Source organism: Streptomyces sp. NPDC104226 (assembly GCF_055584085.1).
This window is the reverse complement of the sequence record NZ_JBVJMS010000010.1, coordinates 101807-118487: the sequence shown is the minus strand read 5'-3', so window position 1 is coordinate 118487 and position 16681 is coordinate 101807. Positions and strand designations below refer to the sequence as shown.

16 protein-coding genes are annotated in these 16681 nt (G+C 71.8%); 6 read left to right on the top strand and 10 right to left on the bottom strand.

Features of this window, described 5'->3' with window-relative positions; all coding sequences use genetic code 11:
* Positions 1 to 31: 31 nt before the first annotated feature.
* From fabG to ACZ60J_RS29075, 3 genes are read right to left on the bottom strand one after another with little or no spacing between them, the layout of a single operon-like run.
* Positions 32 to 736, bottom strand: a complete 705-nt coding sequence (gene fabG / locus ACZ60J_RS29085; RefSeq protein ID WP_469686366.1) for a 3-oxoacyl-ACP reductase FabG — start codon at positions 734 to 736, stop codon at positions 32 to 34.
* Positions 737 to 749: 13 nt separating this feature from the next.
* The gene (locus tag ACZ60J_RS29080) at positions 750 to 1415 is read right to left on the bottom strand and encodes an HAD-IA family hydrolase (RefSeq protein ID WP_469686365.1); all 666 of its coding nucleotides are present in this window, start codon (positions 1413 to 1415) and stop codon (positions 750 to 752) included.
* On the bottom strand, positions 1412 to 2401 hold the full coding sequence (locus ACZ60J_RS29075) for an AfsA-related hotdog domain-containing protein (protein WP_469686364.1): 990 nt from the start codon (positions 2399 to 2401) through the stop codon (positions 1412 to 1414). Before ACZ60J_RS29075 ends, ACZ60J_RS29080 begins: the two co-directional genes overlap by 4 nt.
* Positions 2402 to 2609: 208 nt before the next feature.
* Between ACZ60J_RS29075 and ACZ60J_RS29070 the strand changes: the two genes are divergently transcribed.
* Positions 2610 to 3257: a MerR family transcriptional regulator gene (locus tag ACZ60J_RS29070; protein WP_469686362.1), complete on the top strand. Its 648-nt coding sequence runs from the start codon at positions 2610 to 2612 to the stop codon at positions 3255 to 3257.
* Here the strand turns inward: ACZ60J_RS29070 and ACZ60J_RS29065 are convergent.
* Positions 3245 to 3895, bottom strand: a complete 651-nt coding sequence (locus ACZ60J_RS29065) for a class I SAM-dependent methyltransferase (protein ID WP_469686360.1) — start codon at positions 3893 to 3895, stop codon at positions 3245 to 3247. The two genes, ACZ60J_RS29070 and ACZ60J_RS29065, sit on opposite strands and share 13 nt — an antisense overlap.
* Positions 3896 to 4111: 216 nt before the next feature.
* On the opposite strand from ACZ60J_RS29065, the gene ACZ60J_RS29060 reads away from it, so the two are divergent.
* The 4 genes from ACZ60J_RS29060 to ACZ60J_RS29045 all read left to right on the top strand — a co-directional run bounded on the left by ACZ60J_RS29060 (position 4112) and on the right by ACZ60J_RS29045 (position 9507).
* On the top strand, positions 4112 to 4801 hold the full coding sequence (locus ACZ60J_RS29060; RefSeq protein WP_469686358.1) for a DedA family protein: 690 nt from the start codon (positions 4112 to 4114) through the stop codon (positions 4799 to 4801).
* 70 nt (positions 4802 to 4871) lie between these two features.
* Positions 4872 to 7118 (top strand): MMPL family transporter, encoded by a 2247-nt coding sequence (locus tag ACZ60J_RS29055; RefSeq protein WP_469686356.1) that lies wholly within the window; start codon positions 4872 to 4874, stop codon positions 7116 to 7118.
* Positions 7119 to 7369: 251 nt separating this feature from the next.
* On the top strand, positions 7370 to 8293 hold the full coding sequence (locus ACZ60J_RS29050; RefSeq protein ID WP_469686354.1) for a hypothetical protein: 924 nt from the start codon (positions 7370 to 7372) through the stop codon (positions 8291 to 8293).
* Entirely contained in the window at positions 8290 to 9507 is a 1218-nt protein-coding gene (locus ACZ60J_RS29045; RefSeq protein ID WP_469686353.1) for a lactonase family protein, read from the top strand. Before ACZ60J_RS29050 ends, ACZ60J_RS29045 begins: the two co-directional genes overlap by 4 nt.
* 103 nt (positions 9508 to 9610) lie before the next feature.
* Here the strand turns inward: ACZ60J_RS29045 and ACZ60J_RS29040 are convergent, their stop codons facing one another.
* The 6 genes from ACZ60J_RS29040 to ACZ60J_RS29015 form a co-directional block, all read right to left on the bottom strand.
* Complete coding sequence (locus tag ACZ60J_RS29040) at positions 9611 to 10276, bottom strand: 4'-phosphopantetheinyl transferase family protein (RefSeq protein ID WP_469686351.1); 666 nt, start codon at positions 10274 to 10276, stop codon at positions 9611 to 9613.
* Positions 10273 to 11070 carry an AfsR/SARP family transcriptional regulator gene (locus ACZ60J_RS29035; protein WP_469686349.1) on the bottom strand — a complete coding sequence of 266 codons (798 nt, stop codon included), beginning with the start codon at positions 11068 to 11070 and terminating at the stop codon, positions 10273 to 10275. The genes ACZ60J_RS29040 and ACZ60J_RS29035 overlap by 4 nt, the downstream gene beginning before the upstream one ends.
* Positions 11071 to 11090: 20 nt before the next feature.
* On the bottom strand, positions 11091 to 11915 hold the full coding sequence (locus ACZ60J_RS29030; protein ID WP_469686348.1) for a UbiA family prenyltransferase: 825 nt from the start codon (positions 11913 to 11915) through the stop codon (positions 11091 to 11093).
* Positions 11916 to 12146: 231 nt separating this feature from the next.
* Entirely contained in the window at positions 12147 to 12845 is a 699-nt protein-coding gene (locus ACZ60J_RS29025) for a response regulator transcription factor (protein WP_274548562.1), read from the bottom strand.
* Complete coding sequence (locus ACZ60J_RS29020) at positions 12829 to 13737, bottom strand: sensor histidine kinase (RefSeq protein ID WP_469686347.1); 909 nt, start codon at positions 13735 to 13737, stop codon at positions 12829 to 12831. The genes ACZ60J_RS29025 and ACZ60J_RS29020 overlap by 17 nt, the downstream gene beginning before the upstream one ends.
* 361 nt (positions 13738 to 14098) lie before the next feature.
* Positions 14099 to 14710, bottom strand: coding sequence for a MerR family transcriptional regulator (locus tag ACZ60J_RS29015; RefSeq protein WP_469686345.1), 612 nt, complete (start codon positions 14708 to 14710; stop codon positions 14099 to 14101).
* A gap of 293 nt (positions 14711 to 15003) precedes the next feature.
* Here ACZ60J_RS29015 and ACZ60J_RS29010 point away from each other — a divergent pair, with 293 nt between their 5' ends.
* Complete coding sequence (locus ACZ60J_RS29010; protein ID WP_469686762.1) at positions 15004 to 16677, top strand: sensor histidine kinase; 1674 nt, start codon at positions 15004 to 15006, stop codon at positions 16675 to 16677.
* The last annotated feature ends 4 nt before the right edge of the window (positions 16678 to 16681 follow it).

Below are 16681 nucleotides of genomic sequence, written 5' to 3'. Positions count from 1 at the left end.
GGGTGGGGTGTGTGTGGCTGGGTGGGGCGGGTCAGTGGCCGACGCCGAGGCCGCCGGTGACGGGGACCACCGCCGAGGTGACGTACGAGGCGTCGTCGCTGGCCAGGAACTTCACGACGCCGGCCACCTCCTCGGGCTCGCCCGCGCGGAACAGGGAGGTCTGGCTGAGCAGGTGCTCGCGGCGCGGGCCGGTGACGTCCTTGACCATGTCGGTCTCGATCAGGCCCGGAGTCACCACGTTGACGGTGACCTTGCGGCGCCCGACCTCCCGGGAGAGGGAACGGCCGAAGCCGATCAGGCCGGCCTTGGAGGCGGCGTAGTTGGTCTGGCCGGGGGCGCCGGACATGGCGCTCACCGAGGCGACGAGGACGATCCGGCCCCAGCGGGCCTTGAGCATGTCCGGCAGGACCTCCTTGGTGACGGCCACCGCCGCGAGCAGGTTCGTCTCGACGACGGCGCGGAAGTCCTCGGCGTCCATGCCGACGAACAGCTCGTCGCGGGTGATGCCGGCGTTGGAGACCAGGACCTGGATCGGCCCGTGCTGGATGCGGGCCTCCTCCACGGCGCGGCGTACGGACCCGGGGTCCGTCACGTCGCAGCGCACGCCGAAGAGCCCCTCGGGCGGCTCGCCGGTGCGGTAGGTGACGGTGACCTTGTCGCCCTGTTCGGCGAAGGCGCGGGCGGTGGCGAGGCCGATGCCTCTGTTCCCGCCGGTGACGAGGACGGAACGGCTCACGGTGTGGTGCTCCTTATCGAAGGTCGGACGATGAAGCGGGCGCCAGCAGGGAACTCAGCCGCTCCGCAGCCGTGTTGGTGTCGGTGAAGTGGATCGCCGTCCAGCCGGCGGCCTCGGCGCCCGCGATGTTGTGCGCGAGGTCGTCGATCAGGACGCAGTCGGCGGCGGGGACCCCGGCGCGCTGCGCGGCGAGCGCGAACATGGCGGGGGAGGGCTTGCGGTGGCCGACCTCGAAGGAGAGCAGGACGTCCTCGAAGAGCTCGTCCACGTCGACCATGCGGCGCCAGTGGGCGTCCCAGGTCGGGACCATGTTGGAGATCATTCCGACGAAGGCACCGCCCTCGCGCGCCTTGCGCAGCTCGGCCACCCACGCGTGGTTGGTCTCGCGGCCGTCGAACCAGGTGTCGGCGAGGGTCGTCAGCTTGCGCCCGGCGATCCCGTGGTCGGCCTCCAGTACGGCGGCGATCTCGTCGAGCCAGGCCTCTTCGGTGATCAGGGGGGTGTCGATGGGCTCCATCGGGTCGACCGCGCCGTAGCGGGCGCTGACCTTGGCGAGGGCCTGTCCGAGCACCTGCGGGTCGAGGTCCTGTGCCGCGCAGAAGGCGGCCATCGTGTGGGAGATCGGGGGTGTGAGAACACCGCCGAAGTCGGTCCAGACGGCAAGGCGCCGCGTGCTCACAGTTGACTCCCGGATGCGGTGGTGACGGTGACGTGGGCGATCTGCGCGCCGGCCTGGAGGAAGCGCACCGGAACCGTGCCGGGTGCGTCCCCGCCGGGGCGGGCCGCCTCGGCCAGGACGGTGTCGTCCAGTTCGGCGAAGCGGTCGAAGCGGGCCTCGAAGCCGACGGCGTACGTGGCCAGGGGGTCGCCGGTGGCGAGCAGGGCGAGCTGGCGGGCGGCCTCGACGAGGGTCATGGCCGGGAGGTGGTCGTAGACGTGGTCGAAGAGCGCGCGGTTGTCGTAGCGGGGCGTCACCCTGGCGGTGACGGCCTCCGGCGCGTGCTCGGCGCGGGACAGCACGACGTTGAGGGGGTTGCCGCGGCCGATCTGCTCGGGCCGGACCTGTCCGCTGCCGTCGTCTCCGGGTGCGTGGCGGCCGTAGTCCGAGGTCAGGGGCGCCGGGGTGCCGCGCTGGGCGTGCCGCAGCACGTCGTTCTCGTGCGGGTTGAGGAAGAGCACGTCCATCTCGTGCTCGCCGACCTCGGTGCCGTCCATGACGTACCGCTGGGTGACCTTGCCCTTGCGGACCCGGCCGCGCCGGTTCGCCTTGCCGGAGTACTCGGTGTCGATGTGCAGCCGTCCCGGCTTCGAGCCGATCTTCAGCGCCGCGAGGCCGTACAGGTCCATGCGGAAGCTGTCGACGATCATCGTGGTGCCCTGGGACATGCCCATGTGGGTGTGCGATCCGGCGATCGCGGCCTGCCGTCCCGACTCCAGGAGCAGCAGGGCGTCGTAGAGGGCCGGCTGCTGCACGTGGTCGCTGTAGTAGCCGTGTGTCAGGGGCAGTTGGACCGCGGTGCGGACGCGCATGGCGGTCAGGGGCCTGATGTCGGTCACGAAGACCTCGGAGACGGCGGCCCGGTGGACCAGGGAGCGGTCCACGGTGCGCCCGTAGGTGAGATCGCCGGGCTCCGAGGGAAGCTCCGGAACCACTTCTGTGGTCATACCTGATTCCTTCGGCTCGGTTCTTTGGCGGCCGGCTGCCAAGAGGGGAGTTTGGGTACGGAATGAGCCTGGCAGTCCGGCATGGAAGCGCGATCGTGCGCAAATTCAAGACCGATAAAAGCTGGGCAATTCGCGGAGGCGGCGGTCTCCGGCCGGGTTCTCGTGGCCGGGGGGTAAACACGGAGGGGAAACGCAGTATCCTGGTCGAATGCGTATCGGAGAGCTGGCGCGGAGTACCGGAGTTTCGGTAGCGACGGTCAAGTACTACGCCCGTGAAGGGCTGTTGCCGTCCGGCGAGCGGACGAGCCCCAACCAGGTGAGCTACTCCGACGCGCACGCGCACCGGCTCAGGCTGATCCGGGCGATGCTGGAGGTCGGCGGTCTGTCGATCGCCGCCGTCCGCGAGGTGCTCTCCGAGGTCGATTCGCCCGACCGCACGGTCCACGGCATGCTCGGCGTCGCCCAGTCCGCGGTCACCCGCGCCGTGGCCGAGCCGAATCCGGAGGGCGACTGGGACGGTGCCGAACGCGCCGTCGAGGAGCTGGTGCGGCGCCAGGGGTGGGCGGTCAAGCCCGAGAACCCCGGCTGGAAGGCGCTGGTCCAGATCGTCGTGACCTACAGCGACCTGGGCCGGGGCGACCTGCTGTCCCTGCTCGACGAGTACGCGGCCGTGGCCGGACGCCTGGCCGGCGCCGAACTGGCCGCGCTGGCCCGGGTGCCCAGCGTGGACGGCAAGGTGGAGGGCGTCGTCCTGGGCACGCTCCTCGGCGACGCGGCCATGTCGGCCCTGCGCCGCATCGCTCAGGAGGACGCGTCCGGACGTGTGTCCGCCCCGGTGGAGGATCAGGCGCTGTAGGCGAGCGCGGTTGCGGTTGCGGTTGCGGGTGCCACCAGGGCGAGGTGGTGCACGTGGGCGGGCGGTACGTTCCACAGCACGGTCTCGGTGCGGAACCGGTGGCGCCGCAGCGTGCGTTCCAGCACCGCCTGGGTGCCCAGGGTGCGTTCGCGCGTCTCGCCGGAGGTGAGGGCCCGGCGCAGGGGTGGCACTCCGGCGTAGGCGAAGAAGGACAGCGTGCCGCCCGGGTTCAGCGAGGCCAGCAGCTGCCCGAGGATCTCCTCCACGACCGGGGCCTCGAAGTTCGCGAAGGGCAGGCCGCACACGATCGTGTCGTAGGAGCCGAGTTCGTGGTCCTGGACCAGTCCCGGCAGCAGGCCTATGCGCGAGTCGTCCCGGTAGGCGTGCCGCAGCAGGTCGGTGAACCGCGGGTTGGGCTCGATCAGTTCGAGGGTGTCGAGGGGTCCCAGGGCCGGCTGGATGTGCCGGGTCACGGCGCCCGTGCCGGGGCCGACTTCGAGCACGGCGCGCGGCCTGCCCGGACTGGGGATCACGTAGCGGGTGAGGGCCCGGGCCAGTAAGGGACTGCTGGGAGCGATGGCTCCCGTGTCCCGCCGGGTCCGGGCGAACTCCCTGAGGAACAGCATCACGTCGGTCATGTGCGCCCGCCTAGGCTGGTGATAGGTGATAGTGAATCTATCGATACCTTAGGTTACAGTTCTTGTGGAGGCGCGTTCGTCCGCTGCCGAACCGACGCTAATGACCCGCCGACCTGGGGTCATCACTCACCAATGACCCGGCGCATGCCTCGAAAGAGGTAGGGCCGGCCGCCCCGGAGCCATCGGGTCCGGGGTCCGACGGATGGAGGGAAGGCCGTGGACATCAACGCGATCGTGACCTGGGTCGACGTCACCTCCGGCCTGGCGGGGAACCTGTCGGGCGCCGCCTGCTGGGGGTACGCGATCCTGGCGCTCACGACCCTGCCGCCGCTCCTGCCGAACAACGTGCTGCTGGTCACCAGCGGTGTGCTGGCGGCGCGCGGGGAGATGTCGATCGTCCTCGTGGTGCTGTCGGTGGCCGGCAGCGCGCTCCTCGGCGACCTGCTGATACACCGCTGCGGGCGGTTCCTCGGGGACCGGGCCCGGCTGGGCGCCGTGGCGCGCGGGCGGCGCGGGGAGCTCTTCGAGTGGATGTCCGGGCAGGTGCGCCGGCGGGGCGTTCCGTTCGTCGTCGGCGTGCGCTTCCTGCCGAGCGGGCGGCTGCTGGGCGGGCTCGCGGCGGGCGCCGCCGGGTTCCCCCTCGGCAGGTTCGCCTCCGGGGCCGCGCTCGCGGAGCTGATATGGACCGCGTACTCCGTGGGGGTGGGCTACTTCGGCGGCGCGATCAGCGACGACCCGGTCCACTCGGTCGCCCTCGGGCTCGGGCTGTCGCTGCTGGTGGGAGTCGCCGCCTCCGTCGCGCAGCGGCGCACCGGAAGGCGGACCCGCCGGGAATGTGTCCAAAGGGGTATGGCCGGCAATCCGAATGTGCATTCCGCGCAATTACCGGCTCTGAAAGAGTCGTGAAACGAACCTGCGCGGGGTCGGACGAATCAAGCAAGCCTCAGCAAAAGCGATACCAGCCAGGGAGAGAAAATTGTTTGCCGCCATCGGAGCATTCACCGCGCGGCGTCGCAAATGGGTCGTGATCGCGGCGGTCGTCTTCACGCTGTTCGCCGGCGTGTGGGGCACCGGCGTCTTCGGCTCGTTCACCGGCGGAGCCGGATTCGACGACCCGGCCAGTGAGTCGGTCGAGGCCGACAAGGTTCTCGCGGGCCCGCTGGGGCGCGAGTCCAACGACGTGATCGTCCTCTACGAGTCCAAGACCGCCGGCCAGAGCGCCGCCGAGTTCGGCGGCGCCGTCCGGTCGGCGCTCGACGGCGTCCCGCGCGAGGGCATCGCCCGGCTGAACTCCTTCTGGGAGCCCGGCACACAGGGCGCGGACGCCTACGTGTCGCGGGACGGCACCCGCATGTACGCGACCGTGCAGTTCGCCGGCGACAACGACCAGGAACAGGTCGAGGCGCTGACGAAGATCAAGGCGGAGTTCGAGGCCGAGGGGGTCACCGCCCGCTTCGGCGGCGTGGCCGCGATGACGGAACAGGTCAACGCCCTGACCGGCTCGGACATCGCCCGGGCCGAGATGCTCTCGATCCCGATCCTGCTCGTCCTGCTGGTCCTGATCTTCCGCAGCGCGGTCGCCGCACTGCTGCCGCTGGCCGTCGGCACCTTCGTGGCACTCGGATCCTTCGTGGTGCTGCGCGTGCTGACGATGTTCACCGAGATCTCCAGCACCGTCATCAACGTCATCACGATCCTGGGCCTCGGCCTGGCCATCGACTACGCCCTCTTCCTGGTCAACCGGTTCCGCGAGGAACTGCACGCCGGCGCCGACGTGGACACCGCGGTCCGGCGGGCCACGGCCACGGCCGGGCGCACGGTGGCGTTCTCCGGGCTCGCCGTGGCCATCTCCTTCGCGGGCCTGGCCCTCTTCCCGTCGCGGTTCCTCTCCTCCATGGGCTACGCGGCCGTCGCCGTGGTGTCCTTCGCGGTCGTCGGCTCGCTGACGCTGCTCCCGGCCCTGCTGCGCTACACGGGACACCGCATCGACAAGTGGCGGATCCCGCTGCCGGGCAGCGGGGGCGGCGCGGCCCGGGGCGGCGCGGCGAAGCCGCTGACGCAGGGCCGCTGGTACCGCACGGCGCACGCGGTGATGCGCAAGCCGCTGCTCTCCTCGCTGGCGATCGTCGCCGTCCTGGTCGGCCTCGGTGCGCCGCTGCTCGGCGTCAACTGGGCCCGGCCGGGCGAGTGGGTCCTGCCGTCGAACGGGGACGCGAAGGTCGTCAGCAAGACGCTGGCCGCCGACTTCGACACCAACCCCGGCCGGACCATGACCTCGGTCGTCCGCTTCGACGGACCGGCCGACCGCGGCACCGTGGAGGCCTACGCGGACCGGCTGGAGGGGATCGCGGGCGTGACGTCCGCGACGCCCACGGCCTTCGCCGGCAACGACGCACGGGTGACGCTGCGGTACGCGCCCGACCCGATGTCACGGGCGGCCGTGGACCTGGTGCACGAGGTCCGGGACACCGCGGCGCCGCAGGGCGCGAAGACCCTGGTGACCGGAATGCCGGCCTCCCGCGTGGACATCGTCGACATGATCGGCGGCCGTCTTCCGTGGATGGCCCTGTTCGTGGCCGTCGTGTCCTTCCTGGTGCTCTTCCTGGCCTTCGGCTCGCTGCTGCTCCCGCTGAAGTCCGTGATCCTGAACCTGCTGTCGCTCCTGGCCACCTTCGGCGCCATCAAGTGGATCTTCCAGGACGGGCACCTCTCCGGGCTGCTCGGCTTCGAACCCATCGGTGCGGTGGACGCCAACTTCCCCGTGCTCGTCGTGGCGATCGCCTTCGGTCTGGCCATGGACTACGAGGTCTTCCTGCTCTCCCGGGTCCGCGAGGAATGGGAGGCCGGCGGCGACCCGGTCGAGTCGATGGCCATCGGGCTCCAGCGCACCGCGAAGATCATCACCAGTGCCGCGCTGCTGCTCGTCGTCGTGGTCGGCGGGTTCATGACCTCGTCCATCCTGTTCATGAAGATGATCGGGGTCGGTCTGGTGATCGCGGTGGTCGTCGACGCGACCGTGGTCAGGGGCCTGCTCGTGCCCGCCACGATGGCCCTGATGGGCAAGTGGGCGTGGTGGGCACCGGCGCCGCTGGCCCGCTGGTGGTCCCGCTACGGCTTCCGGGAGTCCGCCGCCGAGGAGCGTACGGTCCCTGCGCCGGGCGCGGGTGCCACCCGCTCTGCCGACACCGCCGACGCCGCCCACGCCGCCGAGGCCGGGCGATGACCACGGCCCGGCCCGCCGGGGCGTCCGCATCCGGATGCCCCGCGACCGCGAAGGGTTCCGAGGCGCCGGAGGCGGCCATAGCCGCCGGCCCCCTCGGCCCGACGCCACGAACCGCCTCGGAGGGGACGGTCCCCCGACTTCCCTCCGAGGCCGCCCACGGGGCCGCGACCGGGCCGGCTGCCACCGGCCCGGCGATCCCGCAGGCAGCGCCGCGCCCCGGCACCGGACCTCCCCCGTTCCGGGCCCGGGGCGTGGCGCTCGTCCTGACCGGGGGCGAGGGGGCCGAGACCGTCCTGACGGAGACCGACCGGGCCGGGACCGACCGGGCTGGGACCGAGCGCACCGAGCACGGGCGTGCCGAGGACGACTGGGGCGAGGACGAGCGGGCGCGGGCCCGGGCGGAGGCCGAGCGGGCCGAGCGGGCCCGGGCCGAGACCGACCGGGTGCAGCACGCCGGGGCCGTCGCCGCCTGTGTCACCGCCGTACTGGCGGCCCTGTTCGGGGACTGGGGGAGCTGGTCGGCGCCCCTGGGGGACGGCCTGCCCGGGTTCCCGCTGCCCTGGGGGGTGACCGCGGGCCCGCCCGTGCTCCTGGTCTCGCTGGCCGGCGTCTTCGTCGGCTGGGCCGGAGCCCCCTCCTTCGCCCGGACCTGGGCGCACACCGCGGCCGGACTCGCCGCCGCCACCGGCCTCCTGGCACTGCTGCGCGGCGGCTGGGGCCCGGACGCGGGCTGGGCCGCGCTCTCGGAAGCCGCCCACGCCGGGCTGTTCGGCGTGCTGACCGGGTGGGTGCCCGCCCTGGCCGCCCTCGCCGTCACCCGGCGGCGGGCCCGCCGGAGCACCGGACTGGCGCCCTACGTGTGGACCACCGGACTCGCCGCCCTGGCCCCGCTGCTCTTCCTGGGGCTCGGGGTCCTCGGGGCCTCCGCCGACCCGCCCGACGGATGCTCGGCGGCCGGGTGCATCACCGCCCGCGCCGGACTCCTCTTCACCGGCGAGGTCAGCCTGCGCATCGCACTGCCCGCCTGGGCGGCGTCGGTCGCGGTGCTCGCCCTGGCCCGCCGGCGTGCCCGGATCAGGAACCTGCGCACCGGGTGGCAGGTCCTGCTGGCCCTGGCCGGCGGCGGGCTCGCCGTACTCCTCGCCCCCGGGCTGATCTTCGGAGCCGCACTGTGAACCGCCCCCGCAGACAGGGCGAAGGAGCCCCGTCCGCCTACGACCGCCGCGGGTTCCTCGCACTCGCCGGAGCGGGCGCCCTCGCCGGGATCGGCTGGACCGGCATGTCCACCGCCGCGGGCGAAGCACCCCGGCCGGACGCCCGCCACGCCTACATCGGCGGCTTCACGATCGGCGAGTACGGGCTGCCGGGCCTTCCCGGCATCGGGATCGCCGCCGTGCGCGCCGACGGCCGGCTCGACGTCAGGAGGTGGCAGCGGGGGATCGAGAACCCCTCCTTCCTCACGCTCTCGCCCGACGGGGCCCGCCTGTACGCCGTCAGCCAGCTCCCGGACGGAGCCACCGGCGCCGTCCACGCCTACCGGATCGACGGGGACCGGCTCCACCCGCTCGGGACCGCCCGCTCCAGCGCGGGTGCGGCGCCGGTGCACCTCGCGGTCCATCCCGAAGGCCGCTTCCTGCTCACGGCCAACTACGACTCGGGGCACGTCGCCGTCCTGCCCGTGGCGGCCGACGGCTCGCTGGGCGAGCCCGTGACCGTCGTACGCCACGACGGGCGCGGCCCGCACCCCGAGGAGCAGCGCGGCCCGCATCCGCACATGATCGCCTTCGATCCCGCGGGCCGCCGGGTGCTGGTCCCCGACAAGGGCGACGACCACGTCCACGTCTACGACTTCGACTCCGCCACCGGCGGGCTGCGCCCGGCCGGCAGGGTCCGGCTCGGCAGCGGCATCGGCCCGCGGCACCTGGTCTTCCACCCGCGGGGAGACCTGGCCTACGTGACCAACGAACTCGGGCACACCGTCACCGTGCTGTCCTACGACGCCGGCACCGGAGAGCTCCGCCCTGTCTCCCACGCGTCCGTCGCGCCGCCCGGCATCGACCCCCGCAACGCCCCCTCCGCCGTGCACCTCACGCGCGACGGCGGGCTCCTGGTCACCGCCGACCGGGGGCTCGACACCGTCGAGTCCTTCCGGGTCGGCAACGCGGGCCGCAGCCTCGCGCTCATCGAGTCCCAGCCCGTCAGCGCCAGGGCGCCGGGCACCTGCTGGCCCCGCGACGTGGCCCTCGACGCCTCCGACCGGTACGTGTACACGGCCAACCAGGCCGGGCAGTCGGTCAGCGCCTTCCGCCTGGACCCGGCCACCGGCCGGCTCACCCCGGCCGCACCGCCGCTCGCCGTGCCCAGCCCCAGCTGCGTCCTGCTGCGGTAGCGGCGCGGCCGGGCAGAGAAGGGCAGGGACAGGAGGGCGGCCCCCGGAACTTCCCGGGGGCCGCCCTCCTTCTTCCGTTTCCCGCCGCCGTCCGTCGGGACCGTCAGGGCCGCCACTGCGCGACGGTGACCGTGGCGTCCGCGCTCGCGGACGCCACCGAAGCGGCGTACCCCTCGGGGGAGCGGATGCTGCGCACGTACCAGTCCCGGGCCGAGCCCGGTACGAGCGCGGCGCGCCACGGCCCGAAGGCGTGGCCGGTGTAGCGGGGCGGGTCGGCCTCCAGTCCGGTGCCCGCCGCCTTCACCAGCGCCTCGGCCCGCGTCCACTGCTCGAAGCCGTGGGTGGTGCGAACGCCCTGGACGCACGGGATGCGGCTCCAGTCCATGTGCGGCCGCACCCGCTCGATGTCCACGCCGACCGGGACCTCCGGGCTGTCGCCGATCGCGACGACCGCGTACGCCGCCGAATGGGACAGGCTGACCGACAGGGTGGTCCCGTCCGGTCCGTAGGGCACCGGCCGGCCGTGCTCCGGGCTCGCGCAGCGGGCGCAGGACCGGCGGAAGGCCACCTGGGCCGGATGGATGCCCAGTTCCCGTCCGAGCAGGCTCCGGTAGACGTGGTGGACGGCCAGGTAGCGCAACCGGTCGGCCGCGCGGCCGAAGCGGTCCAGCCGCCGCCGCTCCCGGGAGTCCATCACCGCGTACGCCTCTTCGTACGGGGCCCAGGCCGCCGCGTCCGCGGTCGGGACGGTCCAGATCCGGATGCTCACGCGGCCGCTCCGCCGGCCAGGATGTGGTGCTGGAGCCGGCGCAGGTCGTCGGAGGGCTCCAGGCCCAACTCCTCGGCCAGTACGTTGCGTACGTGGTGGAAGGCGCGCAGGGCATCGCCGCGCCGCCCGCTGCGGTACAGGGCGTCGATGAGGCGGGCGTGCAGCCATTCGTTCAGCGGATCCACCGCGACCAGCCGGAGCAGTTCCGGCACGACCTCGCCGTGGCGCCCCAGGACCATGATGACCTCGACCCACAACTGCTGCGCCCGTGAGCGCAGTTCCTCGATGCGGGCGCCGTGCCCGGTCAGTACGCGGCCCCGGCTCACATCGGCCAGGGCGCGGCCCCGCCAGAGGCCGAGCGCGGTGTCCAGCCGCTCCAGCGCGGCTTCGGCGTTGCCGGCGCGCAGGTCGGTGCGGGCCTGTCCGTACAGCTGGGTGAACCGCTCCAGGTCCAGCCGGCCGGGGGCCAGGCACAGCGAGTACCCCGTGCCCTCGGTGGTGATGGCGCCGCGGACGTCGGTGTCGCCCAGTTCCCGTCCCAGCTCCTGGCGCAGGTGGTAGACGTGCGTGCGGACCGTGCTGACCGCGGTGGGCGGGGGCGAACCGTCCCACAGCTCCTCCACGAGCGTGTCCACCTCGACGATGTCCCCCGCGCGGACGGCCAGCAGGGCGAGCAGCTTGCGGACCTTGGGGCCGCGCGGGCGGTGCGCCGAGGCGCCGTTGACCGCCTCCAGCGGGCCGAGGATGCGGATGCCGAACCCGTCGTGGTACGGATGGATCTGACTGTGCCTCACTGTGTTTCCCCCGTTGTCGTTCAGCCGATGGGCTGGGCGAATGCGACGAGATGCGCCGCGTACTGCGTGACCATGAACATCCGGTAGGGCAGCCTGCGCCGGGAGCGCGAGTCGTCCGACCGCCCGGTGAGCGCGGCGGCCGCCAGCGCCAGGGCCCCGCCCAGCAGGACGAAGGCGGGCACCAGCAGCTGCGGTGCGTCCAGGACGAGGGCGGACGCCAGCAGCCCCGCCGCGACCGCCACGGCGCTCAGCGAGACGACGGCGGCCGTCCGCGCGTACCCCCACAGGACCGTCCAGTTGCGCCGGCCGTGCCGGGCATCGCCCGCCGCGTCGGAGAAGTCCTTCGTGACGGCTCCGACCAGCCCCATCCACAGGCACATCGCCGTGCAGAACGCGATCAGCGCCGGGGAGACGGGGCTCCCGGAACACACGATGCCGGCGGTGTAGGTGAGGGCGCCGCTGCCGATCACGGTGGCCATCGTGCCGGGGGTGCTGGTCTTGAGGGCGATGCCGGGAGCGGAGTAGACGAAGCCGAGGAGCAGCATGCACGCGGTCGCCGTGAGCATCGCGGGGCCGATCCACGCGCCGCCGGCCAGCGCCGCGGCGGCCATCACGTGTGCGGTGCGCCGGGCGTCGGCGGGTGACAGCGCGCCGCGGCCGATGGGGCGGGTGGAGCCGTTGGCCCGGTCCTCGTCGACGTCCGTCACCCCGTTGAAGAGGTAGACGGACGTCGCGGCCAGCAGCCAGACGCCGGCCCCGCCGAACAGGGCGGGGGGCAGCGCCAGATAGGACGTGGCACCGGCCGTGGCGGCCAGCAGGAAGCGCATCAGGAAAATCGCCTGCACCGCCGCCCGGGATTCCTGGAAGCAGAGCAGCAGGATCCGGACCCATGTGAGAAGTGTGGCCGACGGTGATAACGATCTCGTGGAACGCTCAATTCCATCGGAAATTATGGGCGTCTTAGTCGACATGGCTCGAATATATTTGAATGCCCCAACCCGGGGCAGACCCGCTGGGGGTAACCCCGGTACTCTCAAAGAGACATACGGGCGAGCCTGTTGTGCGGTCTTTTGGTCCTATCCCCTTCCGGCGCCCGGGCGGTCTTCCGGACCGGGCCTTCTGATGAGCCGCGCATCAATTGCCTTGTTCGCCGCGTCGATGCGTGATATCGCGCCGAGTTTCTCGAATACGTTGCGCAGGTGCCGCTTCACGGTGCCCTCGGTGATGCGCAGCCGGACGGCGATCTGCCGGTTGCTCAGGGCGGCGGCGACGTACGTGAGCACTTCCCGCTCCCGGGGCGAGAGGGTCTGGTGCGAGGTGCTGAATCCGACGGTGGGAACACCGCTGCTCGGCAGGGCGATCGTGACGTGCGGGTCGCGGGAGGCGGTGTTCCGCAGCGCCGCGAGCAGCGATTCGCGCGGGACGCTCTTGTGCAGGTAGCCGCGGGCTCCGTGGGCGAGCAGCTCCTGCACCAGCTGCGCGTCGCTGTGCATGGTCAGGATCAGTACGTGCAGCTGGGGAAAGCGGGTGGTCAGGGCGCGCACGACGGTGGGCGCGTGGTGACCGGGCATTTCCACGTCGAGGAGGACCACGTGGGGTCTGGTGCGTTCCACGAGGTCGGCCAGTCCCTCGGAGGTGTCCGTGTCGGCGACGACGGTGAGGTCGTCCTCCGATTCGATCAGCTCGCACAGGGCCCGGCGCAGCAGTGAGTGGTCGTCGACGGCGATGATGCGGAGCGGTTCGGCGGCCGGGCGCGGCTCAGGTGGCGTGTGCATGGTTCTCCGTGTCGAAGGGGATGGACAGCGCGATCGCCGTTCCTTGCCCCGGAGTGCTGTCGATGGTGAGCAGGCCGCCCAGCAGTTTGGTGCGTTCGGTCAGGGACGACAGCCCGTTTCCCCGCCGCTGGGCGTGCGGGTCGAAGCCCGTGCCGTCGTCCCGCACCGATGCGTCGACCCGGGCCGCCTCGACGCGGACCTCCATGTCGATCCGTGACGCACGGGCGTGGGTGTACGCGTTGCGCAGGCATTCGCGGAGCATCAGGTAGAGGTCTTCGGTGAGTTCGTCCGGCAGCAGGTCGTCCGGATCGGTCACGTGGATGTCGACCCGTACGTCGTCCATGGCCATGGCGGAGACGAAGGCCGAGAGCGAGACGTAGAGGGACTGGGTGGCTTCCGCCCGGGTCCGCAGGTCCGTCACGATGTCCCGCGTGGTGTAGAGCGTCTCCAGGATGGCCTGTTTCAGGGCCTCGAGCCTGGGTTCCGTTCCCGACGGGTGCCGGGTCAGCTCGTAGAGCTCCAGCTGGCGCAGGGCGAGGCTGGCGGAGCTGCCGATGCGGTCGTGGATCTCGCGGGCCATGCCGTCACGGCCGTGCCGGGTGGCATCGCGTACGACGTCGAGCAGGAAGAGCTCGTGCCCGGTGGAGCCGGCTTCGAGCCGTTGGGTGATCGATGACTGCAGTACCGGCAGCATCTTCATCAGGCAGCGCTGGTCTTCGGGGTGGGCCGAGGCGATCCGGATGAGGTGGCTCGTGGCGACCTGGAAGAGCAGGGCCCCGGCGCGCACCGAATGGATGGGTGCGATTCCCTGCGAGATGCGGGCGCCGCCGAGCCTTCGGGTTTTCGCGATGAGCCGGGTGTCGAGTGGTTCCTCGACTCCTCCGTCTTCCATCGCGCGGAGGCATTCGGCGAGAATGTGCTGGGCTTGTTCTCTGCAGGTGGCCCATGCTTCCGGATTCGAGCCCAATGGATTGTGATGCTCGATCAGGGTCTTTCGGTATTCTTCGAGAAGTTCTGGCTGCTGGTGCCTGAATAACTTTGCTAATCCCACCTCTTCTCTTGTGTCTTCTGGTGTCTCGATCCCGTGTCCGTCTGGGTTGTACCGCAAGATCCCCCGCCCTTGCTGTAGCCCGAAGTCGCCTATCCCTTACGGTCGTTCTGTTCGGAAGGAGTGGCTTCAGTGATCACCAAACAGCATGCACGTCAACCGTAGGGGCGTCAACCTTAAGGTACTTACTGGACGGTAGTTGCAGTTACGGACATTCGGACGGTTCCTGGGAGGAAGCGTGCTCGTGGATAAGGCGGCGCAGTGCGGAAAATGCGACGTCCCCGAGAACGGTTCCGGTCACCATGTGGGCGGCCGCACTCTCCGGGTCCGGCTGTTCGTGCAGGAGACGGACCTCGGCGGCCACAACCGGTTCCAAGGCGTCCGCATACGTGTCCAGGAGGCGCAGGAGATCGTCGTGGCCGAGCCAGTCCACCGCGACGAGAGTCTGCGTCAGGGTGTGCCATGCCGGATTCTCCGGACTCACCCGCCAGTTCCGCGCCAGGGCCAGTGCCTGGACACGCTCCCGGGCCCGGTCCCAATTCTGGTCCTGCGCCTCCGACCCGGCCGCGGGCAGGGCGTACTGAATGGTGCCGCACAATTCGCCGATCGGCGGCGACGCCATGTCCATCTTCCGCACGACGCGGCGGGCGGAGGAATAGGAAAGGCCGCCGACGTCCAGCAGCGTTCTGACCAATACGGCTCTACGGACGTGCGATTCGTCGTACGCGGGAAGAGCGGGGAGCAGTCCCATGCGTACGTACAGCTGAAGGACACGGAGGGGAATGCGGATCTCGGCGCTCAGTTCCGGTAGCTGCACGCCTCTTCCACCCGCCGATCTTCTCTGCCGCCGGTTTCCCCGCGTGATCCATTCCGTTCGGTCATGGCAGGACCTTAGGGAGGAGGGGCGGGGCTCACAAGGCGGAGCGGCCCGCCGGCGACGGTGCTGCCTCGAAAGAGGTAGGGGGGTGCTCCCCTTCGGAGGCAGGCCGCCTGTAGCGGAGAAGCAGCGGGACTGCGCCGGGAGACTTTCGTTGCGGGGGGCGCGACGAAAGAGGGCAGTCCGCCGGTGGCGCGGTGTCTAGGGTCGGGCGCGTGGATGCGACGTCGAGGATGCGTACGGGATGGGACTGGGTGAAGGGGCCCGAGCCCTGGACCCGGCGGATGCTGGCGGGGGACCTGGCCCTGTCCGGGCTGCTCGTGCTGATCGGGCTGGGGGTCGAGGACCTCGACAACGGCTCCGCGGCACGGATGGTGGCCAGTGCCGCGGCCGTGGTGGTGCTGACCCTGCTCCGGCGGCGGCTGCCGGTGTCCACCCTGCTGGCCGGCTCCGTGGTGGGCGTCTTCCTGCCCGGGGCCTTCCTCGTGGCGGTCCCCCTCGGCTGGTCGGCGGGGCGGCGCATCGTCGGCGTCGGACGGGCGCTCGGAGCCTTCACCGCGGCCTTCGCCCTGGCCGTCGTCCTCAACGTGCTCAAGGAGTGGTCGCAGGGCCGCGCGGTCCTCGTCGTCGTCTTCAGCGCGCTGATGTTCCTGGCCATGGTGGTCATGCCCGGTCTGGCCAGCCGCTACTGGTCCCAGCGCCACACGCTGCTGCGCGCCCTCCAGGAGCGCAACGCCCAGCTGCTGCGCGAGCGGGCGATGGTCGCGGGCCAGGCCCGGCTGCGCGAGCGCCAGCGCATCGCCCAGGACATGCACGACAGCCTCGGCCACCAGCTCGCGCTGATCTCGGTGCACACCGGCGCACTCGAGGTCGATCCGGTCCTCACCGACCGGCAGCGCGAGGCCGTGGGCGTCCTGCGCCAGGCCTCGGTCGCCGCCATGCACGAGCTGCGCGAGGTCGTCGGCATCCTGCGGGACGGGGTGGAGGCGCCGCTGCCGGTCGAAGAGGCGCAGCCCGCCGCGCGCGGGGTGGCGGGCATCGCCGGGATCGTGGAGTCGGCGCGGAGCGCGGGGACCGACGTACGGCTCACCACGGCGGGGCAGCCCCGGCCGCTGGTCGCGGCGTGCGACCACGCGGCGTACCGGATCGCGCAGGAGGCGCTGACCAACGCCTACAAGCACGCGCCGGGCGCGCCCATCACGGTGGAACTGCGGTACGAGGACGACTCCCTGGTGGTGGAGATCGCCAACGGTCCGGCGGCCGGTCCGGGCGGCGGTGAGGTGGTGTCCGGCGGGCAGGGGCTGACCGGACTGCGCGAACGGGCCCGGCTGGTCGGCGGCATGGTCTACGCGGGAGCCGCGGAGGGCGGCGGGTTCCGGGTGGCGGGGGTGCTGCCGTACGGGACCGAGCCGGCCGGGGCCGAGGAGGCGGGAACGGGCGCGGTCGCCGACGACTTCGGACAGCAGGTGCAGGCCAGGACGCTGAGCGGAAGCGCCGGGCCGGTGGACTGGGACGCGGTCGACCGGAAACTGCTGAACGGAAGCCGGGTCGGGGGCGTGACGCTGGGCTGCGGGATCGCGGTCGCCTCCGTGGTGGTGCTGCTGATCGTGATCGGGGCCGCGGTGGCGCTGCTGGTGGGCTCGGTGAGCGACGCGACGATCGGCCGGACCGACTACGACGCCATCCAGGTGGGCGAGCCGGAGGGCGCGGTACGGTCGCGGCTGCCCAGCGGTGACAGCATCCTGACCGAGGGACTCGACCGGAAGGGGCCGCCGATCCCGCACGGCGCCACTTGTATCGCCCTGCTCGAAGAGGGCGGCGGCGACTGGGACAGCGACGGCGTTTTCCGGTTCTGCTTCAAGGACGGCAAGCTCATCGAGAAGCAGGCGTACGAGGCGAAGCAGTAGGAGC